Origin of the sequence: Avibacterium endocarditidis, assembly GCF_965138825.1 — a bacterium.
GTDB classification, from domain to species: Bacteria; Pseudomonadota; Gammaproteobacteria; order Enterobacterales; family Pasteurellaceae; genus Avibacterium; species Avibacterium endocarditidis.
Genome location: NZ_CBCSDH010000007.1, coordinates 36,195 through 62,460, shown reverse-complemented (window position 1 = coordinate 62,460; position 26,266 = coordinate 36,195). Strand labels below are relative to the sequence as shown.

Sequence of the window (26,266 nt, the reverse complement as noted above, 5' to 3'; positions counted from 1 at the left end):
TCCTTAATTTAGTAACGTTACACGCCAGTGGCTGTGGTCGGTTAAATCAATTTTCCACGCAGGGAATTGCCCTTCAATCGACCACACTGGTTTGTGATTAATAAAATAAACTCGTTGTTTACCTTGCATTTCCACTGCGCTAAATGGAAAAAGCGGAGCGTCTGGATATAACGCCGTTGCGATCGCAGAAAATAACCACTTCGCTTGTGGATTTGGCATTACAAAACCATCATTTTGCCAGCCTTGCGGCGTTAAAATCGCCCGTGCTAAGGGCGCACCAAGGGGATCGGTTTGCACCCAACGCCATTGTTTAGGCTGATATTGTAAGGCAAGTAAACTTTGTTGCTGTGAGAGATTTTGCTCATCTTGCCGTTCAATTTTAAATAATTGGCTCGCTGGCGTATTCGCTGGAAAATCTTGCGGTTGCGGCAAATTCTGACAGCCCATCAAACCACATAGCACAACAGCAATAAACCCAGCTCGCCATTGATTCATTCTTTTTATCATCATATTAAGTGCGGTTGTTTTTTTTGATTTTTTCGATTGTAGCATATTTCTTTTTATTTCAATTCACAGAAAAACGAGAACCTGATGCTATGCACCAACGAATTTGGAAAAACACGCAAAAATCCCACCGCACTTTAATTTTCTATCTATTTTTATTTCTCATTACTCTTGGCTTGCCGCACCACAAATCTCAGCTAACGCAGCAAGGCGCTGTTTTGATTTCGCCACAAATGGATTGGCACTATCCCACGCATAGCCAGCTAAGATAGAAGAAATCATACGGCGAATTTCAGGCTGTGGATCTTTGGCATACACCACATCTTGGAACGAACCATCATACCAGCCATTTACATAAGTGCGGAAGGTATCAACGCCAAGCATTAATGGCTCGGCAAATTCTTTTTGCCAATCAACGCTCTCGCCTTTTAATTGACGCACGATTAACGGCGCGGCAAGATGCGCGGAATGCAACGCAATGGTTACCCCTGATGAAAATACGGGATCTAAAAACTCCGCCGCATTACCCAATAAAGCAAAGCCTTTGCCGTGCAAGGTTTTTACATTCGCAGAATAGCCCTGAATATGGCGATAAGGGAAGTCGTTTTCCCACACTGCATTTTTTAATATCCGTTTTAACATAGGGCATTCTAACGCAAATTGTTTCAGCACCTGTTCATCATCACCATCAAGGGTTTCTGGCAAACCAACCACGCCAATTGAGCAACGATTATCGGCAAATGGAATTAACCATAGCCATACATCACGATGCTCTGGGTGAGTGGTAATAAGAATTTTGTTTCGATCAAACTCAGGATCATCAATATTGTCATCAATATGGGTGAAGCGAGCCACACGAGCAGGCAAGTGCGAAGGTAACTCCAAATCTAATAAGCGTGGTAATACGCGCCCGTAACCACTTGCATCAAGAACAAATTTCGCGTTCAAATTGTAGCTTTCGCCTTTATCATTACGCACCTGTAATTGCACACCATTGTCTTGAGATTCAAAAGCTAACACTTCATTGCCAAAACGCACATCAACGCCACGCTTTGCTACTTCATCAATTAAAATTTTATCGAAAATTCCCCGTCTAACTTGAAAGGTTGTGCCAGCGCCAGCGGTAAATTTGTCAGTAAAATCAAAATAAGTATAGCGATTGCCCCAAGTGAACGCTGCGCCATTTTTAAATTGGAAACTCGGTTCGCGGTTTACTGCGTCCACCAACTCTGCTTCACGCAAAATTTCCATACAATAAGGCAGTAGGCTCTCACCAATCACAAAGCGTGGGAAATATTGTTTCTCTAACACGCATACAGACAACCCTTGCTTTGCTAACAATGCCGCAGTCACTGAACCTGAAGGCCCTGCACCAATAATTGCAATATCACATTGACTCATTTTTTCTCCCTAAAAAGTTTAGTTATTATTTACGATACATTATAAACGCAATCCCCACTGCACAGATCACGCCGATACTCACGCTTAGTCCAAACAACGCCACCGCTGGCGTGCTGCTTAACGTGAGCAAACCGAAAGAAATCAGCGTGGTACTGGCCGCGAGTAAAATGGCGAATTGCTTATGCGCAGTCAATGCCGACACCGCTTGCAAATACGCCACATAATCCACTGCAATGGCGGAAACTAATAACATTCCAAATATCGCAAACAAACTGATTGGCAAGCCAAGCCAGCCGAAAATCCCCAAGGTGGCAAGCACCGCACAAACTGGCACAAATAACATTTTGCCACTGGTTTTCGCCCCGAAATAACGCCATAACAACAATCCCGCCAACGCGAAAGAAAGCAGTTTCAACCACGCTGCTTGATTACGGGTTTGTTGGAAAGATTCGTTTAAGTGGCTACGCTTGTCTTGCCAGAAAATATCTTGATCATTCGCAAGTTGCGATAAGGCTTGGTGAACTCCACCATTAACTGGAACAATCGCTGTGCGTTGTCCGTTTATTTGCCCTAAATACAAACTTTGCCACCCTTGCCCTAAGGGATTTTTTAGTGCAGCTTGTAAGGATACCGCAGGTTGGGTTATCAATGCGTTAAGCTGTTGTTGCACAATTTCAGAAGTAATACCCATTGCGGTGAGCGGTGCGAAATCCTGTTCAGATAAATTCTGTAATTGTTGGGCAAAATTATGCTGCTGCTTTTCGCTCATTAACCATTGGCTCAAAGATTGATAACTGTCTAGCTGCTGTTGCTGCTTGGCTTGTTTTAATCGAATATCAAGTGCGGTCAATTTTTCGAGTAATTTTTCATCATTTTCTGCTAGCACTAAAAAATATTGCCCACTTAACTGCATTCCGGTTAATTCACCAATTCTTTGTGCTTGGCTGACTAAGTTGGGCGACAATGCCACCCATTGGCGAATATCATCTTGCCACTTAGATTGCGTAATTCCGCCTGCCACAAAAAGAATGAGCATAGCGATCAAGGCTTTTCGGTAAACAAAAAACTTTTGCAAAAAGCACCGCACTTTGTAAAAGGCATATAACAAATTTGTTGGGCGTTTAGTTTGATAATGGCGGAAAAAATAAGGCAATAAAAGTTGTGTACACAACACCGCTGCCAATAGTGCCGCCGCTGAAAATAGCGCAGTTTGCTGTAACACGGGTAAGGTGGTGAACCCCAGCAAACCATAGCCAAGCAAGGTGACTAATAAACTCACACTAAAGGTTAGGCGTAATTTTTGCATTGCAGGCTGCGCTTGCCAACGGCGAGAAAGCAATGAGCCAGATAGCCAATGTAGCGGAAAGTCAATCAACACACCGATTAAGCTCGTACCGATGACCAGGGTTAAAATATGCACTTGTCCAAACCAAGCAAGGGTTACCACTAAGCCGACCAACACTCCAGCCGAAATGGGAAAAAATAGCCATAACACGCGTAACGAGCGAAATACCATCAGCAATAAGATTAAAGTCAGCCCAATGCCAAAACCGCTCATTAATTGGCTTTCTCGTTCCGCCCCTTGTTTGGCTTGCAGCGCAAATAAACTTGCGCCAGTGATCGCCATTTCCGCCCCCTGTTCTTGCACAAGGTGCTGATTTTGCGCAATCAGTTGCTGCAATGCCAAAGGTGGAGTAAGCCAGTTTTTTGGGGCTAATTCGCCTTGCAATAATACCCAAGTTTTTCCTTGCTCATTGACTGTTAATGCGCCACTTTCTGCCTGCCATTGCACATTGCTTTGTGACTGTGCTTGCGCGAGTGTAAATCGTCCGAAGCCAAGCCAATCTTGATCTAAGGGCAATAAACTTTGTGCCGCGAAAGGATTACTAATTTGCTCGGCATATTGCTGAAAATATTGATGGGGCTGTTGAATTAATTGTGTACGAATATCCACAGGCAAGGTGGCGAAAGCAAGGGCTTTTACGCCTTCACGAAGCTGATTAAGATCGGGTTGAAATTCACTCGCCACTTGGCTGAACAATCCGCTCTCACGCCAGCGCTGTGCGATTTGTTGCGAAAGTTGCAATGCTTGGTGAGCTTGCGGTGAGCCGACAAGGGCAATAATTTTTCGGTTAAGTTGTTGTTCCTGTTGTTTATCCACTTGCTGTTGCACCGCTTGCCATTGTTGATCCTTAGGGAGCAGTGCTTGTAAATCCGTTTGTAGCCAATTCCCACGCCAAATAAACACCGCCAGCACAGCCACACAAAACACCAAGCTTATTACATAAGCAAGGCGAACCGATGTAGAAAAAAGTGCGGTGGAAAATTTTGCTGTTTTTATTGGCAAGTGCGACATTTTGGCTCCACTTTTTATTCTAGTGCTTGCTTCACCGCAGGTGGTAAGGGTTGATTAAGCTGAATGTGCTGAAAGTGAATTTTGGTGCTATCACCTTGGACTTCATTCAGTTGCATTGCGGTAACGCTTTGATTTCCCTGCACAATAATTGACGTAAAGATCTGTTTCATTAAGAGTGAACTGGGCGTAAGGTGCAATGTCCATTGTTTTGCATCGCCACTTAATGCCACGTCAAAATGGCTTTTTAGTCCTGACAAATCGCCCGACAACAACCCTAAAAACAAGCGAATTTGTTGCGATTGTGCCATATTTCCGTTGGAAATCCAGTGTTGCCCATTCCATTGCTCAATGCCTTGTGGCGTGATGCGTAATTCCGTGTTAAACGGCTGTTGCATTTTCCACAGCAATCCCTTTTCTGCCACTAAGGCGAATTGCCCGCTGCTTTCAATCGGTTGGGGTAATGCTTTGAGAAAGCGTTGCTGCACAAAATCCCCTTGCACATTATGGCTTTGTTGAAGTTGTTTGATCAGATCTTGCTCAGAGAATGCCCAAAGGGGTAAGCTGATTACCCCTAGCAATAACACCAAATATTTTTTCATTTCAGTTTTTCCTTTGCCTTATGCTAACGGTTGAAAGTCTTTGTAGGCTTCAAAGGCTTTACGCCAATTTTCCGTTGCCTCTAATTGCATTTCGCCTGTTTGGGCGTCCACCACCACTTGTGTGGTGCTGGCGACCGTGAGTTTTTTACCCGTTGCTAAATCGGTAATCACATAATCAATACGCAGGCAGGTATCATATTCCACCACGGAAAGGGTTACGCGGATTTTTTGACGAAAAAGTGCAGGGCGAACGTATTTCACATTCAGTTGCACAATGGGCCAACCATAGCCGTCAGCACGAATATCATCATAAGTGTAGCCAATGTCTTCTAGCAATGCACAACGTGCCATTTCAAAATATTTAATGTAATGCCCGTGCCACATAATATGCGCAGAATCCACATCAAAAAAGGGAATTTCATAATCAGATTGATGTTGGCAATAAACGTGTTTTTTCGCTTTCATTCTTTGTTATCGTTCCAAAAATCGTAAAAATTAAACCATTGTAATGGCTGCTCACGGCAGGCTTGCGCCAATACATCAGCATATTGCTGCATTGCCTGTTGAATATGTTGCTGACGCACTTCACCACGTCCTGAGATAGCAGGGCTGAAACGGCGCAATTTTAATTGATAACGCCCTTGCGATTTCACACAAAACACCGTATTAAGCGGTGCTTTGAGCAATGTCGAAAGCAGCCAAGCGCCTTGCGGAAAATCTGCTAGCCTGCCGAGAAAATTAACTTTTTGTGTTTTATCGCCACGCACAGGAATGCGATCTGCTGCAATGGCAATCCATTCGCCACGTTCTATACGTTGGTGCAATTCAAACATCTTTTGTGCATCTAAATCCGTTACCTGAATGACAGGAAGGGCTTTTGCCCCCGCTTTTTCTAAGGCTTCATTGAAAGCCTCTGCGTGGTGGCTATGTACTAACACGTTCAGCACAAAATTAGGATGATGTCCGCTATCAACTAGCGCGCGACAAATTTCAATGTTGCCAAAATGGGAGCATAATAAAATTTGTCCACGGCTTTGATGATCAATGTCGTGATAAAGATTATCCGCATCATCAATATGCAAATCGTGATAGTTAATTTTATTTTGCCACACTGCAAAGCGATCCGTGATTGCTTCGCCAAAAGTTAAAAATTGACGAAAAACCGCCCAAGTTGGTAATTTCACTTCTGGAAAGGTTTGACACAAACGTTGCTGATATTCAGCAATATACTGACGCGCTTTCTTTGAAGTGGCAAAAAAATAGCTCACCACCACGAAGGTGGCAATGCGGATCGCCCACAAAGGCAGATATGCCACAATCAATCGGGTGAGATTGAGAAAGAATCTTGTACCACGCTCTTGTTGCTTTGCCCAATGTTTTTCTTGTTGGCTCATAACGGTTTGCCTCGTATCATTCGCCATACCATTTGCCAAAAAAGTTTGGTGTGCATTTTGCTGATTTTCCAGTTATCCGCAAAAGTTCGGAAATGTGATGTGCCGTTCTTATCATAACGCACGGGGGTATCCACCCATACCATTGGAATTTGATACCAATGTGCTTTGACAATAATTTCAATGTCAAAATCCATTCGATCGCCAATTTTTTCCTGTTTCAACAAATCCATCATTGCCACCACAGGATAAAGCCGAAAACCACACATTCCATCTAAAATATCCCGTGAATGGGTGTGAATGGCATTCCAAAAATCGGTAATCTTTCTACCGTATAAACGGGATTTTGGTGCGTCATCACCATAAATAGGACGTCCACAAATAAGTGCGGTGGGATTTTCCGCACTTTTTTGTAAAAAGATCGCCACATCAGAAAGTTGATGTTGTCCGTCTGCATCAACTTGTACAGCATAGGCAAAACCCTGTTCCCAAGCTAGCTTAAATCCCACTTTCATTGCTGCGCCTTTGCCCCCATTCTGCGGACAAAAATGAACTTGAATACCGTCTTGTTGTGCAAGTTCGTGAAGTGCCACTTTGTGCTCCGCTGTTGAGCCATCATCAATAATCAGCACAGGTAAATTAAGTTGGCGTAGCTGATGTGCCACGGCACCTACGGTGTTGGAATGATTGTAATGAGGAATAAGGGCAATCACTTGTTGATTTATTGGCTGATTATGCATTGGTTAATTCCTCTTGCTGGCGGAGAAAGGCCTGCTCGAAATCTGCTTTTAAAATTTTTGATTGGCTGTTGCGTGGCAGTTTCTCGGTAAAACGCCAAAAACGTGGCAACGCTGCGGCTTCTTGAGTTTGGCTAAGATGCTGGCGAAGTGAATGAATGACCGCATTACGCCCTTGTGTGCGATATAGGTTTAACCCTTTCTCATTTAATGCTACCCAAGCCGCAGGGCGAGCCTGATTAGGGTGCTGCGCAATAAAGCAATCCACCACCCAAGAATGCTGCTGCAAGGCTTGTTCTATATTAACCAGCGAAATGCGTTTATCACCCAGTTTCACTATGCGATCTACACGCCCAAGCAGTAAAAAACGCTCGCCGTGCATTTCCGCTGCGTCTGCCATAATTTCTGGCAGATCAAGCCAAGGGGATTTCACCCAAAGCGTGCCATTTTCTGTTAATCCTACTGTGGTAAATATGGTCGGCGTCCATAATGTTTCTTGCTCACGAAACGCTATTGCCCCTGTTTCAGTGCTACCGTAGCATTCGATCATTCGGCAAGATAAAGTGTCACGAATACGTTGTGCCGTATCCAAAGGTAAAGGCGAACCTGCGGAAACAACAGCACGAATGCCACAACGCGCAAGTTTGGGATCTTTTAAATTAAGGTGAGTCAGCAAGGCAGGGCTGCTTACCCATAATACATTTTCTGCGTGTAAACTTTCGCTCATCAAATATTCGGGATAATGATATTGCAAGCGTGCCAACGGCCAGCCTAAATAGAGCGGTAAGAAAATTCGGTAAGATAAACCGTAATGATGTTGGGCTGATACACTTGATACCACATATAGCGGTGTATTCTCTGAAAATGCGACACTTTGCGCAATAGCTTGAGCCTCTTGCCACATTTTTTCTGCGGTTTTAACTAAAATTTTTGGCTCACCACTGCTACCTGAGGTTTTAAGCCAAATTTCACTTTGACAATGGGGATCGATTAAAGGCTGGGCTAAAGTTTCATCGTTAATTTGTTGTGCTAAACCAAAGGTGGCAAAGCATTCATTATCCATCAACATCGCATTTTCTTGTGCTAGCCATTGTTGGTTTTCCGCCAATAAATTTGGCGGCAATAACACGCGCACTTTTGCCTGAAAACACGCCAGCAACATACACGCCATTTGTGCCGCATCATCAAGCCATAAACCTAGGCTATGTATCTGTTGCTGCTGTAATTGCTGACTAATTTGCCACGCACGAGAGGTAAAATCTTGTTTTGACCAAGAAGGATTTAAGGTGATGTCCTTCATTGCTGAAAAATTAATTTGCATGATGTTTTTTTACTTGTTGTCGAATGATCCATTCAATGCCCATCACTAAACCAATGAACACATAGGAAATCACCCCTGAATATAATGCCCAATAATCATAATATTGCCCGAGTATTAGTGCGCTTGTAATCACGATATTGATAATAAACACAACGCACCATACTTGGGTTACGGTTCGGGTGTAACGCACACCTTCTGCCGTTAAATTCGGTTCTTGCAAGCGGGCTAAACGCTCTACAAAAGTTTGCGATTGCCATAGGCTGCTTGCAAATAAGGTGAGCATTAATCCATTGATAATCACGGGATACCAAAACATTCCTACTAAGGTGCGAGTGCCTGCGATTACCACTAAAATTAATGCTAGGCAAAAAGAGAAATAACGCTGCGGTGAGGGCTTTTGTAGCAGCCCTTTCACCGCCCATAATGCCGCCATTATCCACGGTAGATAAAACAAAATGGGGCTATTTGCCCCTTGCCACCAAAAAACAATGGGAAAAGCCACCGCACTTACTGCAAGGAATAAGGTGATAAGAACGGAAGTTAAGGCTTTCATTATGTTATTCCGTTAAAAGTGCCGCACCGCTACAGCAGGTTTCTTCGGCGACTTTAAGCTGGAATGCGATCCGCCGCTTTTCAGGCTGCCAACTAAGCGTGAGTTCAAATTCATCATTTGGACGTAAAAAATGCTGGAACTTCAAACGATCAATGCTCGAAAAATTAAGATCTCTACCTAAAAAATCCTGCATTTTTTCGCTGATCCATTGTAACTCAATCACGCCCGGCACTAAGGGAAATTCAGCAAAATGATCTTTTAAGAAACGCAATTCCAACGGCACTTTGCCTTTGATCACATATTGATTGCCATCATGCTCAGGCCTATACCAAATAGGATCAAGCACGCTTTCCACACAAACCTGATTAAAGGCTAATTTATTAATTTTCGATTGACTATTGCGCGGCAATTTATCAGTAAAACGCCAAAAACGTGGAATGGCGGATTTATCTTGATTTGCAGCAACAGCTTGTTTCAGCTCAGCAATTAATGCACGGCGACCTTGTTCACGGAAAGCATTAATGCCTGCTTCCGTTAATCCCACCCACGCAGCTAAGCGATTTTGCTCGGGGTGGCGTGCGATATAACAATCTTCCACAAAAGGATGTTGTAATAACTGGCGTTCAATGCTCACTAAAGATGTACGTTTATCACCAATTTTCACAATGCGATCACAACGTCCAAGTAAACGAAAGCCTGAGCCTTCAAATTCCACTACATCTGCGGTTTGCTCGCGTCCTGAAATCCAGTCTGCTTCAATCCATAAGGCATCTTGTTCATCTTGCCCAAGCTGGCTATTTGGCAATCTTTGCCAAAGATGAATATCATCACGGATTGCAATTGGGCCTGTTTCCGTACTGCCGTAAATTTCTACCACAGGGGCGTGAGTTGCTGCACGGATTTGAGTTGAAACATCTTCAGCCAATGCGCCACCTGAAGAAACAATACCACGCAGATTTTTTTGCATTGCCATTGTGTCCCAAGCAATACTTGATAACATCGCAGGGCTACTCACCAACACGGCATTTTCTGATTGGTTAAGTGCTGACTTGATACACTCAGGATAAAACAATTGCTTACGCCCAATTTGCCACCCAAGTGCTAACGACATCATAATATGCACGGTTAAGCCATAAACGTGCTGAATGCTCACCGTGCTAATGGCATGCCAGTGATTATCCGCTGGGAAAGGCAGAGCCTCTGCTAACACTTGCGCACTTCGCCACATTTGTTGAGCAGTTTTCACAATGGTTTTTGCTTCCCCTGTGCTACCAGAGGTTTTCAGCCAAATTTCTGTTTGTGCGTTACGATCAAAGTGCGGTGCAAAATTTTCTTGTTTTTGTACCTGCTGATCGCCACCAAAATCCTTAAACGCCATACAAGGTGAAAGTTCAGCGTCATTATCACACAGCCAGAACTGAGCGTGCTGTGCAACCCATTCACGGCTTTCTTGGGTTAAATTGGGTGGAAAAAGCACGCGTACATCAGCCTGCCAAGCAGCAAGCAAGGTGCAGGCAAGATTTGCGCCGTCTTCTAACCAAACCGCAATGGATTTCACCTTTTGCTGCTTAAACGCTTGCGCCATTTGTAGGGCTTTGTAAGCAAAATCGCCATAGCGCCAATCGGGCTGAGTGGCGATAAGACTATGTTCCGTGTAATTAGGCATTCTAAGAGTCGTCTGTGGCTTGTTGGGCTTCTTGGCTCATTTTTAACACCGCTTGCACCACATCATTTACCGTACGCACATTGCGGAAATCTTCAGGTTTCACTTTGTATCCTGTGTTGCGTTTGATGTAGTCAATTAAATCAATGGCGTCAATGCTATCAATTTCTAGATCTTCATAAAGATTCGTTTCTGGTGTAATTTTATTGGGATCAATTTCAAATAAAGATACCAAGGCTTCAGAAAGCAAATCTTGGATTTGTTGTTCTGTCATCATCGTCATTAACCTTGTTGTGAGCGAATAAAGGCGGCTAAAGTATTGACATTAGTAAAGTGATCACGCAATGCGTGCTGTTCACTATCTAATTGTAAATTAAAGGCTTTTTGTACTGCTAAGCCGAGTTCTAGCGCATCAACAGAATCTAGCCCTAAGCCCTCATCGCTAAACAGCAATGTATCATTTTCAATATCTTCTGGGCTGATGTCTTCCAATGCTAAACTTTCGATAATGATATTTTTAAGTTGTTGTTCTAATTCCATTTTATTTATCCTTTTTGTTGAGTTTGAGAATTAAAATAATCGTTTAAATATTGTGTTAAGCGGCGTGCTGCCAACGGTAAGGGTTTTTCAGCAAGCCAAGCTTGTGGATCAATGTCCTCTCCCACAGAGAGCTCATAAGTAATGCGGCTTTTAGGTAATTGATACCAAGGTTGCCCCTTTTTGAAATTCAGCGGATGCATTTTGATCACCACGGGAGTAATCACTTTTGCGCTACGCAAACCAATAGATACCGCACCACGGTTAAGTTTCACCACACCGTCCCAACCTGTTCTTGTTCCCTCAGGAAAAAGCAAAATTGCCTGTTCTTTCAGCACGTTATCGCATTGTTCTAACAGTTCAAGGGATTCCGTATTCGGCAAAAATCCACAAGCCAAAATTTGGTTTCGCATTGTCGGATTATGCAATAAATCTTGTTTCACAATGCAATTTAGCTCTGGCGTTTTCGCTAAGATTAATACAACATCAAGCAAAGAAGGGTGATTGGCGATAACTAATTGCCCGGCGCGCCCTAATTTTTCAAAACCTTGATATTTGACTTCTAGCACGCCACTCCAAACAGTAAAACGCACAAAATAATGCCAAATTTTTCCAACAAAGCGGCGTACTTTTAATTGCGTAGCTAAGTTTTGTGGGTGGCGTGCATAAGGGTATAACACTAGTTGCAATAACGTTCCTGCCACGCCCCAAAAAGCGAATCCTATGGCAGTGGCAAGAAAACGGCGTAGCCAATCTAATTTTTCTGCCATAACCAAATATCTCCACGCGAACTTGGGGTTTGCCACTGAGATTGGTCTACATATTGTTGCTGCACCCAAAATAACGCATTATCGCTACATTTTTCGGCAAGATCGCCACTTTCTTCAGCACAATGTAAGCTAAGTTGATATTGGTTGCCTTTTTCTACTACTAAGGCTAACGCATAACCAAAAGACTGACGCACCACAGGTTCGGCATTATATTGTTCTGCCAATGGGGATTCTGCTACCACCACAAGTACGCGTTCTTGCCCTTCTTGCAACAATAAATAAGCCTCAAGCAATGCCAATTCCAAATTATCTTGTTGTGCCATAATTGCCGTGGTTTCTGCTTTGACTTGGCGCATTTCCGACCATTGCCCCACCAGTGCATTATGCACAGATAAATTGAATGAAGTCGGCGAAACATCACCCTCTGTTAAAAGACTATGCCAAAGGGCAAAGTTTCGATTGATTTCGCTATTGGCAGAGGCATAAACCACAGGGATATTAGGCTGTTCTTCCATAAGATCCCAAGCAGCCTCAAAAAATAAGCGAGCCAACTCACTTAAACGTCGCCGTTTTAAAGGAGGAAGAAAGGCTAACTTAGGTGCAAAAGGCTGCCATAAATGGCTATTCTTCGCCCAATGAGCTTCGCCTAATTGCCAATCTTGGCGAGAAAGTTCACGGTTAGTAATCACTTTCCAGCCACGCAAGGAAAAATTAAACTGACAAATTGCAGTATTCATTGAAATTATTGGAATAATTCATTAATCATCAGATCGGTTTGGCCTTGTAGGCCAACTTGTTTTACACGATCCACTTCATCGCCACGTCTTTTGTATGTAACTGCTCCAATCACTTGTTTATCCTGTACAACGGTGAAACGTGCGCGAGCAATAATAGCGCGGTTACCACGAACATTTACTTTTAAAGTAGAGGCACAGCCTGCAAGCTCATTAGATTTTGCAAAATGTGCTTGAATACCACGTTTTTTTAGACTAGCCAAAATAGAATCAGAAAAATCTTCAGGCGCTCTTTGTAAATTTCCTGTCACACATAATGGTTGTTTAAGGTGAGCTAATTGTACTGGACTAGCATCATCAATCCCAGCTGCACAACCACCTAATGTGCTTACTAATAAACTAATAGCTAATAATTTTTTCATTGTAAAACTCCCTGCTATTTATTTGGATAAAAATATGGTGGAAGTTTACCTTAATTTAAGCTAAATTATCAAATGGAAAAAATGATATGGAAAGGAGTTTTCATCTCATTTATTTAACTTTTGTAAAATAAGGAAAGACTATGAAAAATTCAGTAAAAGTTATGCTTGCATTCGCCACTGTATTACTTGCTGCTTGCGCCCCTAGAGATACCACCCATTATTACTCTATTCAAGAAGCATTAAATTCTCCTGAAGCAAAAGAAGTGTTAGATCCAAAAATTAAACTTTATTTTGGCAAACCTGCGCCAGGTAAAGTTGTCAAAGCGGGGTTAGTGAGTAATCGTAAAACCAATGCGGCAAATAAGAGCGATGAAAAATCTTGTCAATGGGCGTTCCTAACTGTAGTGAAACAATTCCAAGATACAGCGAAAAAACGCGGTGCAACCAAAGTGGGTAATATCATCAGTTTCTATAAGAAACACCCTTATCGCAGCACAACACAATACGAATGCCACGCAGGTAATTTAATGAGTGGTGTTGCCTTAAAAGGCGATATTGTTCGCTAATTCATTTCTTTAAGTGCGGTCGAAAATTTGGAAATTTTACACCGCACTTAACATTTTAGCTGGCTTGACAATCAGATTATCAAATTTATAATTTCGCGCCGAATTTTATTGGCACACATTTTTTAGCATTTAACTTTATGGACACGCATTCACCTAAACATATCCTTGTGGTTTCTTATTCACAAACAGGGCAACTTTCTCGTTTAGTAGAAAATTTTCTACAACCATTACGCACACAGCAAGAGATCATTATTGAAGAATTTCAGGTGAAACCGCAGCAAGATTATGCGTTTCCGTGGAAATTTACCCCGTTTTTTAATACCTTTCCTGAAAGTGTTCACTTACAACCTGCGCCAATTCAGCCACCGCAATTACAGCGTGATCGCTATGATTTGGTGATTATCGCCTATAGCGTTTGGTTTCTTTCCCCCTCTCAACCCATTACTGCGTTTTTGCAAAGTGAGCAAGGTAAACAAGTCTTGCACAACACGCCTGTGATCACCTTAATCGGCTGTCGTAATATGTGGTTAATGGCACAAGAAAAAGTCAAAGCCTTATTACATCAAGCGGGCGCAACGCTGGTGGGCAATATTGTTAAAACCGATCAATCTAATGCGTGGGCAAGTTTTATCACCACGCCATTATGGCTGTTTACAGGCAAAAAGCGTCCTTATGAATGGTTACCTAGCGCCGGCATTAGTGAAGAAAATATTGTCGATATGCAGCGATTTGGTCGAGAACTTGCAGACAAATTAGCAAAAAATGCCTCACTCGATCAACCGCTATTTCAACATATGGGCGCAGTGCAAATTGATGAGAAACTAATGATGAGTGAAAAAGTGGGACACCGCAGTTTTTATTTATGGGGGAAGTTATTACTCAAGTGCGGTCAAATTTCGCCACGTTTACGCCAAGCGGTGCTGTATGTTTATATTGCTTTTTTAGTCTTATTAATTATTACCGTTGTGCCAATTTCTGCCCTAATTAAGCGTTTGCTAAAACCTTTATTAAAAGAAAAACTTGAACGCCAAAAACGCTATTTTGCTGCACCATCTGGAGAATAATGATGTCGCAACTTTCTGAGGTTTATATTAATTCTGTGGCAAGTTTTTTGCCAAATGATCCCGTTAGCAATGATCAAATGGAAGCCGTGTTGGGAATGGTCGGCGATGTGCCTTCCCGTGTCCGTAATATGATTTTACGTTCTAATGCTATTCGCACGCGCTATTACGCCCTTGATCCGAAAACACGCCAAGCCACGCACAGCAGTACAGAACTTGCAGTCTGTGCCATTGAAAAATTAGTGGAACAGGGCTTTGATATACAGCAGCTTGACTGTTTAGCCTGCGGCACCTCTTACCCTGATCAAATTATGCCGGGGCAAGGGGTGATGGTACACGGCTTAATCCCTAATACCCCAGCTTGTGAAGTGCTAACCACCGCAGGGGTTTGCGTGGCAGGAATGGCGGCGATGAAACACGCTTATAATGCCATTCGCACAGGGGAGCATCAAAATGCCATCGCAGTGGCTTCAGAAGCTGCTTCAGCCGTGATGCGTAGCGAAAATTTTCGCCCTGAAATAAATCAAAAACAATTGGATAGTGCAAAACCAGAAATTGGCTTTGAAAAAGATTTTTTACGCTGGATGCTTTCAGACGGTGCTGGGGCTGCACAACTAAGCCACCGTCCTAATCCAGCAGGCATTAGCTTTAAAATTCATTGGATCGATCTCATCTCTTACGCCAATGAAATGCCTATTTGTATGTACGCAGGCGCAGAAATCGACAATGGTAAGTTTGTTAGCTGGAAAGCGATGGATAACGAATACCGCGACAAACACAGCCTAATGGCAATTAAACAAGATGTAAAATTGCTCAATGAAAATATCGTTAGCTATACAGTGGAAAAAGCCTTATCGCGCTTAATCGCCAAATATCAACTCAGCGCTGAAAACATTGATTATTTTCTACCGCACTATTCTTCAGGCTTTTTCCGTAATAAATTATCAGAAGGCTTACAGCGCATTCAGTTTGATATTCCGAAAGAAAAATGGTTTACCAACCTTGCCGAAAAAGGAAACACAGGCTCCGCTTCCATTTACATTATTTTAGAAGAGTTTATGCGCACCTTCCCACTCAAAAATGGGCAGAAAGTGCTGTGCTATATTCCAGAGAGCGGTCGTTTTTCTTCGTGTTTTATGCTGCTTGAGGTGGTGAATGGAGCTGAATGAAATTCCCCAAGATGATAGCCGCATTTTTCGCGGACAAAAAAAGATCATCTATGCCACGCAAAATGGGCATTACCAGCCTAGCACTAGCACAGGCTGGCAAACGGAAGAATTTGCTACCCACCAAGCCGTTGATGCCTTAAATGAACTGACTGAACAGGCATTGCAGGCGGTTAAAAAAGGGGAAAAGTCCGTGCTGTATTATTTAATGTATAAATACCGTTTTGATGAACAATCCCTCGCCCAAGCCACCGGCTTTTGGCAATGGCAAATAAAACGGCATTTTAGGCCAGAGGTGTGGAATAATCTACCAATTAAAAAATTAGCAAAGTATGCAGAAATATTTGGGATTAGCATAAATAACATTTGGGCATTACCAGAGGAAATCTGATAACACCCAAATATGATTAATTATTTCTTAGAACGTTTTTTCATCATTTCGTTAAATGCTTCAACAAATTGATTTACGTTATCTGATGCGGTAACGATACGAGAACGAGTATGACGTTGAGAGCCAGAGAAGAAAAATTTATCACTTTCCCCTTTGTTAAAGATTTTCTTCGTGAAAATTTGGTTAGAATTTTGATCGGTTACAGTATATTCAATTTCCATTGTTCCAGGAAATCTTCTCATACTCCAAGCTGCTTGATTTGCCTGTAATATATGTGCGTGGATTTTATAATAACCTTTTCCGTTTGGTGTGAAAATATTTGCATTTTTTAATGCAGTCTTTAAGCTGCCATAAACTAATTTATCAATACCAACAGCTGTAGCTTGTCGTGCAAGCCGATCATTCATATCAACTTCAACCGTATAATCTTGTTTTACCAAAGGTTGAGCATTAGGCTCTGTTTTATTTAATAATGAAGGGTCTGCTTGCAAAGTCATACAGCCAGTTAAAATTAATGTTGATAAAAATAACATTCCTGACATAAATAATTTTTTCATAACGAGAAAACTCCTTAAAGATGATGTAATATAAATAGGAGAAATTATTATACATTTTAAATAGTAAAAAATCCGTGTTATAAATCAATTTTACAAATGAACCATAATTTTGAACACCAACACACCGCCCATTGCGAAAGTGGGGTGATGTCCACTTTACTCAAATCGCAAGGCGTTGATTTCAACGAAGCAATGGTATTTGGCTTGGCTTCCGCATTGACCTTTGTTTATATTCCACAAATTAAAATTGGCGGAATGCCGTTAATTTCTTATCGAATGCCGCCGGGGTCAATTCTTAAAAAAGTGTCAAAAATATTAAAAGGGAAACTTGCGTTAAAACGTTTTCGTTCGGCGCAACAAGGGCAACAGGCTTTAGATAACGCCTTGGTGCAAGGAAAGCTGGTGGGGTTACAAACTTCGGTGTTTTGGTTGCCTTATTTTCCGCCCGAAATGCGTTTTCATTTTAATGCACATAACTTATTAGTTTATGGCAAACAGGAGAACGAATATTTAATTAGCGATCCTGTGTTTGAGCAGGTGCAACGCTGTTCTGTACAGGATTTAGAACGTGCGCGTTTTGCCAAAGGGGCGTTAGCAGCGAAAGGGTTGATGTATTATTGGAAAACTTCGCCAAATTTGACCGCACTTGATTTACCCACAATTTTACGCAAAGCCATTCGCAAAAACGCCAAACAAATGCTCGCACCACTTTGGTTTGTTGGCGTGCGTGGAATGTGCTCTCTTGCAAAGCAAATTGAAAAATTTGCTCATAGCAAACAAAGTGAAAAATACAAGAAATTATTTCTCGGTCATATCGTGCGAATGCAAGAAGAAATTGGCACAGGTGGTGCAGGCTTTCGTTATATTTATGCCTATTTCCTAGAGCAAGCGGCAGAAATCTGCCAAGAGCCAAAATTCAAACAAGCCTCACAACAAATGACCGAAATCGGTGATCAATGGCGACAATTTGCCAGCCTTTGTGTGAAGCAATGTCGAGAGCCAAGTGCTGAGGGTTATCAAAAGATCGCCAAGTTTTTAAAAGTTATTGCTGAAAAAGAAGAAGTATTATGGCGTATATTAAGAAATAAATAGCAGGGAAAATATGCTAAGTTGGGCTGATATTGAACAAATGCTAGTCTCTGGCAATCTACATACTGAGCAAGAGTGGCTGGAGTATAAAGAGGCTAAAAATGATATTCCTAAATCAATGTGGGAAACCTATTCTGCTTTTGCAAACCAATCGGGCGGTTTTATTATACTTGGTGTATCAGAAAAAGAAGGGCTGCATATTCTAGGTGTCAATAATGCTGAAAAAATCCAAGAACTTATTTTTACTCAATCTCGCAGTAAAGAAAAAGTCAGTGCTGCTTTATTATCTGATGGGAATGTCCGTTGTTTTACGATCAAAGATAAACAAGTTATTGTGGTTTATGTACCCAAAGCAGAAGAAACCGATCGCCCAGTTCACTTGAATCAAGATCTTCGTCGTTCTTACATTCGTCTGAAAACAGGTGATCATAAATTAAATGACGGGGAACTACGTTCAATGATTTCAAATGCCACGAGTAAAAATCGTGACGGAAAAATTCTGCCTCAGAGTGACTTAAATTATCTAAATTTAGATACCTTAAATAAATATCGTAATTTGCTTAAAGCACAAAAAGCTTCTGAACCATTACTTTTATTATCTGATGAGGAACTATTGGAGCGTATTGGCGCAATCGCAATGGATATTGAAACAGGACAAAAAGGAGTTACTTTTGCTGGCTTACTTCTGTTTGGTAAGGGGTATATTATCAAAAATTTCCTTAAACACTTTTTCTTTGAATATTACGAAACTAGTGAACAAAACAGTCGCTATGATTTACGTATTACAGACTTTGATATAGAGGAAGGAAATCTACTTGAATTCTATTGGAAGATTGCTCCTCTATTGACCTCTTTAGGAAAAGATACCCACTTTAAACTTGATAACCTCACTCGGACAGAAGAAAATGAAATTACGAAATCATTACGAGAAGCCTTAGTCAATGCTATTGCTCATGCAGATTATTTTAATGATAGTCGGCATTTGAAGATTGTAAAAACACAAAATCAAATTTGTTTTGAAAATGCAGGAACTATGCTAGTTGATATTCAACAGGCTATTGTGGGAAATCGTTCAGAATGTAGGAATGGTACTATTCATAATATTTTACGCCGTGTGGGATTATGTGAGCGACAAGGACAAGGGGTAAAAGATATTTTTCAAAATTGGCAAAATTACTATTTCACAACCCCTAAATTAGAAAGCCAGATTGATTACACAAGATTAACATTAACATTTCAAGATGGTGAAATTATAAAATGGGAAGAAAAGTTAGCAGATCACTTTGGTACTCGCTTTACACAATTAAAGCAAAGAGTGAAAGATTGTTTGTTATATATTGCTATCAACGGGCAGCAAGCAAATCATAAACAAATTGTTGAGGCCATTCCTCAGTACACAGGACGTGAAATTACCCTTGCGTTATCTCAGCTTAAAAAGAAGGGTTTCTTGGTTGTGCAAGGTGTAAAACGCAATGAGCTAATCTACCGACTTGTTAGTTTTCATGAAATCAAAACTAAATCAAAATCTGATTACACTATTATTTCATCTGAGAAAGAAAGTCCAGAGGCCTTATTAAATAAGGATTTAGGAAATATAAAAGTAGCATCGCCAATAGAAAGTGATAAAGAAAGTGATAAAGAAAGTGATAAAGAAAGTGATAAAGTAAAACAATTACTTGCTGCTTTAGGGAGTGAATATCAAAGCGCGAAAGAATTGATGGAGATACTTGGTATCTCCCACAGAGTTAACTTTGGAAAACGCTATCTAAATCCGGCACTATGCCTTGGTTTAATCGAAATGAAATACCCAGATAACCCAAAACATCGTAACCAAAAATACCGAAAAAGAAAGTAAGAAAAGTATGATTGATATTGATAAACTCAGCCATCAATACCCTAATGGTTCAAACTTAGCTTTAAGCGGTATAAATCTGCACGTCAAACAAGGCTCTGCCATCGGTTTACTTGGCCCTAACGGCGCTGGGAAGACGACACTGATGTCTTTGCTTTGCGGGTTGCAAGCGGTGCAGCAGGGGCAGGTTTATTTTGAAGGCGTGCCGTTTCACGAATTAAGCAAAAAGCAGCGTCATCAAATTTCTTTAGTGCCACAGGATTTTGCGTTTTATCCTTTATTAACGGTATGGGAAAATTTAAAATTTTTCGCCGCACTTTATCATATCAACGATAAAAACTGGCTCACTGAATTATTAGAAAAAGTGGGGCTAACTTCTTATAAATCGAGATTGGCAAAACATTTATCAGGCGGATTAAAACGCCGTTTAAATTTCGCCATTGGTTTAATTAATCGCCCTAAAGTCATTTTTTTAGATGAAATTACGGTTGGCATTGATCCCCAATCTCGCCAATTTATTTTAAATTCCGTGGCGGAATTAACTCAGCAAGGTATCACGGTGATTTACACCTCACATTATCTACAAGAAATTGAACAATTATGCGATAAATTAGTTTTATTAAATGAAGGAAAATTGATTTATCAAGGTGAAATAAAAGGTATTCTTGCAAAAGGGCAAAGCCTTGAGCATTTTTATTTAGATTTTTTACAACAGGCGGGAAAATAATGCTAATTGCTGCGATGTTTAAAGAATTACGCCTATTAAGCCGTGATCTGCACGGTGTGGCAGTATTATTTATTATGCCGATTTTATTTATGTTGATTATGTCGGCAGCGTTAAGCAGTGAAAAGGAATTAGGTAATCGTGGCGAAATTTTGCTACTAGGCACGCCAAATGATCTCCTCAATGACGGATTTTTTACTGCACTACAACAAGAGGAATTGCTCGTAAAACAAGGGGATATTGCGCAATTAGAGGCTTATCAGCAAGATTTGCAGCAAGAAAAATTTGCTTTGATTGTGGTTAATCCAAATCAAGATAAAAATGCCCTAAAAGAAGAACAGCCTTTGCAACTTTGGCTTAACCCTAGTGTGGATCGTGCGTGGTTGCTTGGGGTGAAAGGTATCTTGCAAAAACATTATAGCCAGCAACGGCTTGAGCGTTATTCGAAAGATAATCACATTATGTTGAAAAATAATCAACGCAATCCGATGAAACAAATTCAGCAAGAAGTTAATCAAGCGTTGGATAAAAAATTCAATGAAATCAATACCTATTTGGCACAAGAACGCTGGCAGGAAATTTATCTTAACCGTCAAGGGGAAACGGTTAGTCAGCCTAATGCGGTGCAACATAGTGTGCCTGCGTGGTTAATTTTTGGTATGTTTTTTATTATGATCCCCCTTTCTAACGTAATGGCGATGGAGCGACAAACCAACACGCTTACTCGTCTGCGTTTGGCAAGAGCCTCAAGTTTGCAACTGATTTTGGCAAAATTAGTGCCGTATTTTTTTATCAATCAATGTCAATTTATTGGAATGATCGCCCTAGGCTATTGGGTGCTACCTATGCTTGCTATGCCAGCGTTTAGCTTAAATGGTGAATGGTGGCATTACGCGGTGCTGTCAGCTGCGGTAAGTCTTTCTGCGTTAGGTTACGGCTTATTAATTAGTGTGATTGCACGCACCACAGAACAAGCCGTGGTGCTAGGTGGTGGTGGCATTATCATTATGGCGGCCATTGGTGGCATTATGGTGCCAACTTATGTAATGCCTGAGATTATGCAAAAAATCGCCCAATTTTCACCAATGGGGTGGGCATTAACGGCATTTCAGCAGCTATTATTAAATCAGGCTACCTTAATGCAAATTCAGCCTGAACTTTGGCTTTTAACGGGGTTTGGTGCAGCAATGCTATTGATTGCTGTGCTGGTTTACGCCCATCAACTCAAAACACAAGCGAGATTTTAATGAGCTATATTTTTACTCTCAGCCAACCAGAGTTAGAACAACAACTGAAAAACTTAATCGTGCAAGAAAGCGATAAAATAGACATCGATCCCAGCACAATTAGCGATGATGAGCCGTTATTTGGTGAACAAAGTCGTATTCAGTTAGATTCTTTAGATGCGCTACAAATTGCGGTGGCACTGCAAGCCCATTTTAAAGTGAGATTAAATGGCGATCGAATGGTGCGTAAGCATATGATGAATATTCGTGATTTAGCGAGCTTTATTCGTAACCAACATTCTTAACTATGCAAAAAGTTTATATTACCGCCGTCAGCCAGCAAAATGCACAAACCGCTCAACTTAATCCTTGGCGACAATCCTCAATGTTAGGGCAAACGCAGAATTTGCCTTATTTTCGTGCTTTTGAGCAACCGCTGCTGAATTTCGAGCAACTCTGCACTTATTTAGAACAGCACATTGACAACCTATTAATACAACGGGGTTGGCAAGCTGATAGATTGCACAATACCCCCATTCTTTTAGGATCAACGGCGTATTTAATGAGTGATTGCGAATTTCGTTGGCAAAACAATCAACCTTTACCGCAAGAATACAGCCTAGCGGTGATCGCGGAACGACTAAAAGCACGCTATCAAACACAGGTTTTCAGCTTTGCTACGTCTTGCACTTCATCTGCACAGGCAATGGGCTATGCCTATCAAATGATTGCACAAGGACAATGTGAGCGCGCGTTGGTGGTTGGATTTGAAATGTTTAACCGTTTAACCTTTGAGCATTTCAACGCAATGCACTTGCTGGCAGAAGATTTGCCCTATCAGCCTTTTGTACAAAGTAACGGTATTATTTTAGGGGAGGGCATTGCTTGTGTGGCATTGGAAAATCAACCAAATCCAGAGAAAAAACTAGAAATTGCTGCCATCACCACCATTACGGATCACCATAATCTCACCAATAGCTCCGCAGACGCATTTGCTCAACTGATCGGAAATTGTTTGCATAAGGCAGGATTGCAAGCTCATCAACTGGCTGGCATTAAAGTTCACGCTGTGGGTGGAAACAGCGATGAAATGGAAATCGCATTTTTACAACAGCAATTTTCGACTATTCCTTGCTTGTTAGCAAAGCCTTACCTTGGACATAGTTTAGGTGCAAGTGGGGCAATGGAAACCGCGTGGCTTTGGCAGCAATTACAACAAGAGAACGCAGATTGCCTGTTCATCACGCCACAAGGTGCGGTAGAGCAGCAAGCGCAACCACTTTCCACTGGCTATTATTTGAATTACTTTTTAGGTTTTGGTGGCAGCAATATCGCTTGGATTCTTCACTGGCAAGGGAAAGCGTAATTAAAATGAAATCAAACATTTATTTCCAACAGCAAAGCCAATTTATCACACAAGGGCAAAGTGAGGCTGAACTACGCCAACAGCTTAAAGCCTTTGGCGTGGACGCTCGCCGTTTAAGCAAATTTACCCAGCTCTGCTTGCTTGGAGCATTACCGCTGAAGCCCTATATTACGCCAAATACAGCCATTTACTTGGCTTCCCCCTTTAATTCCCCAAGCAAATTCAACAAATTATTCCACCAACTGATGACGCAAGATTTGCCTAGTCCGTTGGATTTTATGGCAAATCTCAATAACGCCACAGTTTTTCAGCTGGCGCAGCTGTTGCAAACCACAGGCAATAGTATTTTCTTGATCACTTCACCAGAAGATAACGCACAGCCATTACAACTGGCACAAACAGAATTGAAAAATGGTACAACAGAGCAAGTATTGTTAGGCTGGGGATTTGAATCTCACACTGATACGGAATGGGAAGGAAGCTGCTGGTGGTTGCTCAGCAATGCCGCAGAAGAAAATACGCTAACAACAAGTGCGGTGCAAAATTCGCCAAATTTTTCTACTGCACTTTCTTTTTCCTCTATATCTGCGCAGCTCCCTGCTGAGCATTATTTGCAATTTGGGTTAGATATAGGAAATTTATCAGATTAAGGCGATAGGCGATCTTTTTGCCAGTGCTGTTCATCAGTGCGTAAATAGCGAATCCTATCGTGTAAACGGCTTGGGCGACCTTGCCAAAACTCGACCATTTCTGGCAATAGGATATAGCCGCCCCAATGAGGTGGGCGCGGCACAGTGAGCGGATATTTAATCGCAAACATTACGGCTTTACTCAGTAAAACAGCTTTACTTGAAAGCACTGCACTTTGTTCGCTCGCCCAAGCGCCAAGCTGGCTTTGATAGGGGCGGCTGGCAAAATATGCATCAGAATCGCTGGTAGGAAGTTGTTCAACTGTACCTTCAATGCGGATTTGGCGCTCTAATTCTGGCCAGAAGAAAGTAAGGGCGGCAAAGGGCTGATGAGTGAGCGCTTGCCCTTTACGGCTGAGGTAGTTAGTAAAGAAAATAAAACCTTGCTCGGTGGTTTGCTTTAATAACACCATTCTGCTGCTTGGTTTGCCATTTTTTTCCACTGTTGCTAAATTCATTGCAGTGGGTTCATTTACCTGTGCTTGTATTGCTTCTTGCAGCCATTGTTCAAACAACGTCATTGGCTCATCAGGGCAATGGGCTTTCGATAAATTCTGTTGGCTATATTCTTGGCGAATATCTTGTAAATTCATCACGCCTCCTTAATTTTTCTTTATTTGTAAATTTTCCCCATCGTTTTGCTGAAGTCTTGTCAAAATCAAGACGAGGATTAAGCCAAACAGGCTAGAGGTGAGGAATGTATAGCTAAAGGCTTGTTGTAACTGTTCGACACTTTCTCCAAGGGCGTTGCGATACAAGCCCAAAATCACTGAAGAAACCGCAATGCCAATGCCAATTCCCACTTGCTGAATCACGCTCAGCATTGTTGAACCTGCGCTGGCGTTGTTATCGGATAAATCGCCGACAGTTAAGGTGTTGATCGCGGTGAAACTGACCGACATACAACCGCCGTATGCCAATAAAATCAGCACCATCTGCCAAATTGGCGTATGGCGTTGCAATAAGCTCATTGTGGCAATTACGAAAGTCATCGCAATGGCGGTGCTGATCAGCGTTTTCTTATAACCAAAACGAGAAAGAATGCCGCGGATCAGCAGTTTAAACGCCATTGAACTTACGGCAATTGGCACCATTAGCCAGCCTGCCACTTCTGCGCTGTAATGAAATACCACTTGGAGCATTAACGGTAGCAAAAACGGTACGCCCGAACCACACAGGCGAATAAATAAATTGGCAATAAAGCCTAAACGAAAAGTGCGAATATGAAACAAAGAAAAGGGCATTAGCGGATTGTGAACGCGTTTGGCATAAAGATAATAGCAAGCCAGAAATGCCATTCCTACCGCCAGCACCACTAACGCAATCCAAGTTGCGGTGAAATGCTCAGCCACCAGATCCAGCCCCAAGGTCAAGCCCACAAGCCCGCCTGCAAACAGTACAAAACCCCATTTATCTAAACGGCTCACCTGCCCTTTCATATTTGGCATATAAATGCCTGCAAGGAAAATCCCTGCCAGCCCAATGGGAATATTAATTAAAAAAATCCAATGCCAGGTCATATAAGTTACGATTAAGCCCCCCAACACAGGCCCAAGAATTGGCCCAATAAGACCTGCCATCGCCATAATATTCCACGCATTTAACAGCTGATTTTTCGGCACGCTACGGATTATCGCAAGGCGTGCAACAGGCATCATTAACGCACCACCAAGCCCTTGTAAAATGCGAGCAAAGATCAATTGTGGCAAAGATTGCGATAAGGCGCACGCCACCGATCCCAACACAAAAACGCCAATGGCAGCACGAAAAACCTTACGCGTACCAAATTTATCCGCCGCCCAACCGCTTAACGGAATAAACAACGCCACCGTCAAAGCGTAGCTAATGATCGCCAACTGCATATTCAGCGGCGATTCATTTAGACTGCGCGAAATAGTCGGCAACGCCGTATTCAAAATGGTCGCGTCTAAAGTTTGCATAAAAAAGGCAACGGCGGCAATCCACGCCAAGCCTGTATAATTTTTCGTTTCTGTCATAAAAATTCTGCGATTTTGCCCCGCACTTTATTTCATTTGTTGTTGATACCAATGAAAAATAAATGCGGCAATTTGCTCAACCTGATTAATATCCAAATGTGGCACGGTGCAGCTTAAAGGGTAATCTGTGGCGAGCGCAATCACTTTTTCATCAAGCTCTGGCAAGGCTTTCTCTATTGTCTTGCGATGCAATAAAATCTTTGCAATAGGTTCGTGTTTGAAGCCTTCCACCAAAATCAAATCCGTCAGCTGCGGATCAAATTGCGCTGCCAAATAGTCTAAGCTCACGGGCTGCGCGGTTTCCGTCATCAATGCCCAACGGTTATCACAAGCCATTACCACTTGGCTCGCACCCGCTTCTTTCATTCGCCAGCTATCCTTGCCCTCTTTATCCACCTGCGCGTTATGATGGCTGTGCTTAATCACCGCCACACGCAAACCTAAATCGGCAAGCTGAGGTAAAAGTTTTTCCAGCAAAGTGGTTTTGCCACTTCCACTGTATCCTGTAATGCCAAGCATTGGGCGCATTTTATGTCCTTTATATTAAGTAAAATGTAGCCCTATGATACCGCATTATTGGCAGCTTGTGATCTT

The 26,266-nt window shown here is 42.0% G+C and carries 30 protein-coding genes; 11 read left to right on the top strand and 19 right to left on the bottom strand.

Annotated elements, in window-relative coordinates; all coding sequences use genetic code 11:
* Positions 1–3 precede the first annotated feature (3 nt).
* From ACNAV8_RS05555 to ACNAV8_RS05485, 15 genes are all read right to left on the bottom strand, one after another.
* Positions 4–552 (bottom strand): DUF3261 domain-containing protein, encoded by a 549-nt coding sequence (locus ACNAV8_RS05555; RefSeq protein ID WP_245872554.1) that lies wholly within the window; start codon positions 550–552, stop codon positions 4–6.
* A 117-nt stretch (positions 553–669) separates the two neighbouring features.
* Positions 670–1,905, bottom strand: coding sequence for an NAD(P)/FAD-dependent oxidoreductase (locus tag ACNAV8_RS05550; RefSeq protein WP_103855159.1), 1,236 nt, complete (start codon positions 1,903–1,905; stop codon positions 670–672).
* A 25-nt stretch (positions 1,906–1,930) separates the two neighbouring features.
* Positions 1,931–4,261: an MMPL family transporter gene (locus tag ACNAV8_RS05545; RefSeq protein ID WP_415777360.1), complete on the bottom strand. Its 2,331-nt coding sequence runs from the start codon at positions 4,259–4,261 to the stop codon at positions 1,931–1,933.
* Between the two features lie 14 nt (positions 4,262–4,275).
* Complete coding sequence (locus ACNAV8_RS05540; RefSeq protein ID WP_103855158.1) at positions 4,276–4,860, bottom strand: LolA family protein; 585 nt, start codon at positions 4,858–4,860, stop codon at positions 4,276–4,278.
* An 18-nt stretch (positions 4,861–4,878) separates the two neighbouring features.
* Complete coding sequence (locus tag ACNAV8_RS05535; RefSeq protein WP_103855157.1) at positions 4,879–5,325, bottom strand: acyl-CoA thioesterase; 447 nt, start codon at positions 5,323–5,325, stop codon at positions 4,879–4,881.
* Positions 5,322–6,254, bottom strand: coding sequence for an LpxL/LpxP family acyltransferase (locus ACNAV8_RS05530; RefSeq protein WP_415777359.1), 933 nt, complete (start codon positions 6,252–6,254; stop codon positions 5,322–5,324). Before ACNAV8_RS05530 ends, ACNAV8_RS05535 begins: the two co-directional genes overlap by 4 nt.
* Positions 6,251–6,991 (bottom strand): glycosyltransferase family 2 protein, encoded by a 741-nt coding sequence (locus tag ACNAV8_RS05525; protein WP_103855155.1) that lies wholly within the window; start codon positions 6,989–6,991, stop codon positions 6,251–6,253. The genes ACNAV8_RS05530 and ACNAV8_RS05525 overlap by 4 nt, the downstream gene beginning before the upstream one ends.
* Entirely contained in the window at positions 6,984–8,309 is a 1,326-nt protein-coding gene (locus ACNAV8_RS05520; RefSeq protein ID WP_415777358.1) for an AMP-binding protein, read from the bottom strand. The genes ACNAV8_RS05525 and ACNAV8_RS05520 overlap by 8 nt, the downstream gene beginning before the upstream one ends.
* Positions 8,299–8,862: a COG4648 family protein gene (locus tag ACNAV8_RS05515; protein ID WP_415777357.1), complete on the bottom strand. Its 564-nt coding sequence runs from the start codon at positions 8,860–8,862 to the stop codon at positions 8,299–8,301. Before ACNAV8_RS05515 ends, ACNAV8_RS05520 begins: the two co-directional genes overlap by 11 nt.
* Before the next feature lie 4 nt (positions 8,863–8,866).
* Positions 8,867–10,528, bottom strand: coding sequence for an AMP-binding protein (locus ACNAV8_RS05510; protein WP_415777356.1), 1,662 nt, complete (start codon positions 10,526–10,528; stop codon positions 8,867–8,869).
* 1 nt (position 10,529) lies between these two features.
* Positions 10,530–10,799 carry an acyl carrier protein gene (locus ACNAV8_RS05505; RefSeq protein ID WP_103855912.1) on the bottom strand — a complete coding sequence of 90 codons (270 nt, stop codon included), beginning with the start codon at positions 10,797–10,799 and terminating at the stop codon, positions 10,530–10,532.
* Between the two features lie 8 nt (positions 10,800–10,807).
* Complete coding sequence (locus ACNAV8_RS05500; protein WP_103853659.1) at positions 10,808–11,065, bottom strand: phosphopantetheine-binding protein; 258 nt, start codon at positions 11,063–11,065, stop codon at positions 10,808–10,810.
* Between the two features lie 5 nt (positions 11,066–11,070).
* A complete protein-coding gene (locus tag ACNAV8_RS05495) occupies positions 11,071–11,832 on the bottom strand; it encodes a lysophospholipid acyltransferase family protein (RefSeq protein ID WP_415777355.1) in 762 nt (253 codons plus the stop codon).
* Positions 11,817–12,569 (bottom strand): beta-ketoacyl synthase chain length factor, encoded by a 753-nt coding sequence (locus ACNAV8_RS05490; protein ID WP_415777354.1) that lies wholly within the window; start codon positions 12,567–12,569, stop codon positions 11,817–11,819. The genes ACNAV8_RS05495 and ACNAV8_RS05490 overlap by 16 nt, the downstream gene beginning before the upstream one ends.
* Positions 12,570–12,574: 5 nt before the next feature.
* On the bottom strand, positions 12,575–12,988 hold the full coding sequence (locus ACNAV8_RS05485) for a hypothetical protein (RefSeq protein WP_415777353.1): 414 nt from the start codon (positions 12,986–12,988) through the stop codon (positions 12,575–12,577).
* 140 nt (positions 12,989–13,128) lie between these two features.
* Here ACNAV8_RS05485 and ACNAV8_RS05480 point away from each other — a divergent pair, with 140 nt between their 5' ends.
* From ACNAV8_RS05480 to ACNAV8_RS05465, 4 genes are all read left to right on the top strand, one after another.
* Entirely contained in the window at positions 13,129–13,554 is a 426-nt protein-coding gene (locus tag ACNAV8_RS05480) for an excinuclease ABC subunit A (protein WP_103855892.1), read from the top strand.
* Between the two features lie 137 nt (positions 13,555–13,691).
* Complete coding sequence (locus ACNAV8_RS05475) at positions 13,692–14,618, top strand: hypothetical protein (protein WP_103855893.1); 927 nt, start codon at positions 13,692–13,694, stop codon at positions 14,616–14,618.
* Between the two features lie 2 nt (positions 14,619–14,620).
* On the top strand, positions 14,621–15,784 hold the full coding sequence (locus ACNAV8_RS05470) for a beta-ketoacyl-ACP synthase III (RefSeq protein ID WP_415777380.1): 1,164 nt from the start codon (positions 14,621–14,623) through the stop codon (positions 15,782–15,784).
* A complete protein-coding gene (locus ACNAV8_RS05465) occupies positions 15,771–16,172 on the top strand; it encodes a DarG family dialkylresorcinol biosynthesis protein (RefSeq protein WP_103855894.1) in 402 nt (133 codons plus the stop codon). The genes ACNAV8_RS05470 and ACNAV8_RS05465 overlap by 14 nt, the downstream gene beginning before the upstream one ends.
* Before the next feature lie 20 nt (positions 16,173–16,192).
* Here ACNAV8_RS05465 and ACNAV8_RS05460 read toward each other — a convergent pair whose 3' ends face one another.
* On the bottom strand, positions 16,193–16,729 hold the full coding sequence (locus ACNAV8_RS05460) for a hypothetical protein (RefSeq protein WP_103855895.1): 537 nt from the start codon (positions 16,727–16,729) through the stop codon (positions 16,193–16,195).
* Between the two features lie 96 nt (positions 16,730–16,825).
* Between ACNAV8_RS05460 and darH the strand changes: the two genes are divergently transcribed.
* From darH to ACNAV8_RS05425, 7 genes are read left to right on the top strand one after another with little or no spacing between them, the layout of a single operon-like run.
* A complete protein-coding gene (gene darH, locus ACNAV8_RS05455) occupies positions 16,826–17,821 on the top strand; it encodes a BtrH-related acyltransferase DarH (protein ID WP_103855896.1) in 996 nt (331 codons plus the stop codon).
* Positions 17,822–17,831: 10 nt separating this feature from the next.
* Entirely contained in the window at positions 17,832–19,673 is a 1,842-nt protein-coding gene (locus tag ACNAV8_RS05450) for a Fic family protein (RefSeq protein WP_103855897.1), read from the top strand.
* Between the two features lie 7 nt (positions 19,674–19,680).
* Positions 19,681–20,397, top strand: coding sequence for an ABC transporter ATP-binding protein (locus ACNAV8_RS05445; protein WP_103855898.1), 717 nt, complete (start codon positions 19,681–19,683; stop codon positions 20,395–20,397).
* Positions 20,397–21,641, top strand: a complete 1,245-nt coding sequence (locus ACNAV8_RS05440; RefSeq protein ID WP_415777352.1) for an ABC transporter permease — start codon at positions 20,397–20,399, stop codon at positions 21,639–21,641. Before ACNAV8_RS05445 ends, ACNAV8_RS05440 begins: the two co-directional genes overlap by 1 nt.
* Positions 21,641–21,925 (top strand): acyl carrier protein, encoded by a 285-nt coding sequence (locus ACNAV8_RS05435; RefSeq protein WP_103855899.1) that lies wholly within the window; start codon positions 21,641–21,643, stop codon positions 21,923–21,925. The genes ACNAV8_RS05440 and ACNAV8_RS05435 overlap by 1 nt, the downstream gene beginning before the upstream one ends.
* 2 nt (positions 21,926–21,927) lie before the next feature.
* On the top strand, positions 21,928–22,986 hold the full coding sequence (locus ACNAV8_RS05430) for a beta-ketoacyl synthase N-terminal-like domain-containing protein (RefSeq protein ID WP_103855900.1): 1,059 nt from the start codon (positions 21,928–21,930) through the stop codon (positions 22,984–22,986).
* Between the two features lie 5 nt (positions 22,987–22,991).
* Positions 22,992–23,636: a hypothetical protein gene (locus tag ACNAV8_RS05425; RefSeq protein ID WP_415777351.1), complete on the top strand. Its 645-nt coding sequence runs from the start codon at positions 22,992–22,994 to the stop codon at positions 23,634–23,636.
* Here the strand turns inward: ACNAV8_RS05425 and pdxH are convergent.
* The 3 genes from pdxH to mobB are packed head-to-tail and all read right to left on the bottom strand — an operon-like array spanning position 23,633 to position 26,200.
* The gene (gene pdxH / locus ACNAV8_RS05420) at positions 23,633–24,268 is read right to left on the bottom strand and encodes a pyridoxamine 5'-phosphate oxidase (protein ID WP_103855903.1); all 636 of its coding nucleotides are present in this window, start codon (positions 24,266–24,268) and stop codon (positions 23,633–23,635) included. The genes ACNAV8_RS05425 and pdxH overlap by 4 nt on opposite strands.
* Positions 24,269–24,277: 9 nt before the next feature.
* The gene (locus ACNAV8_RS05415; protein WP_415777350.1) at positions 24,278–25,672 is read right to left on the bottom strand and encodes a DHA2 family efflux MFS transporter permease subunit; all 1,395 of its coding nucleotides are present in this window, start codon (positions 25,670–25,672) and stop codon (positions 24,278–24,280) included.
* A gap of 27 nt (positions 25,673–25,699) precedes the next feature.
* Complete coding sequence (gene mobB, locus ACNAV8_RS05410; RefSeq protein ID WP_103855904.1) at positions 25,700–26,200, bottom strand: molybdopterin-guanine dinucleotide biosynthesis protein MobB; 501 nt, start codon at positions 26,198–26,200, stop codon at positions 25,700–25,702.
* Positions 26,201–26,266 lie beyond the last annotated feature (66 nt).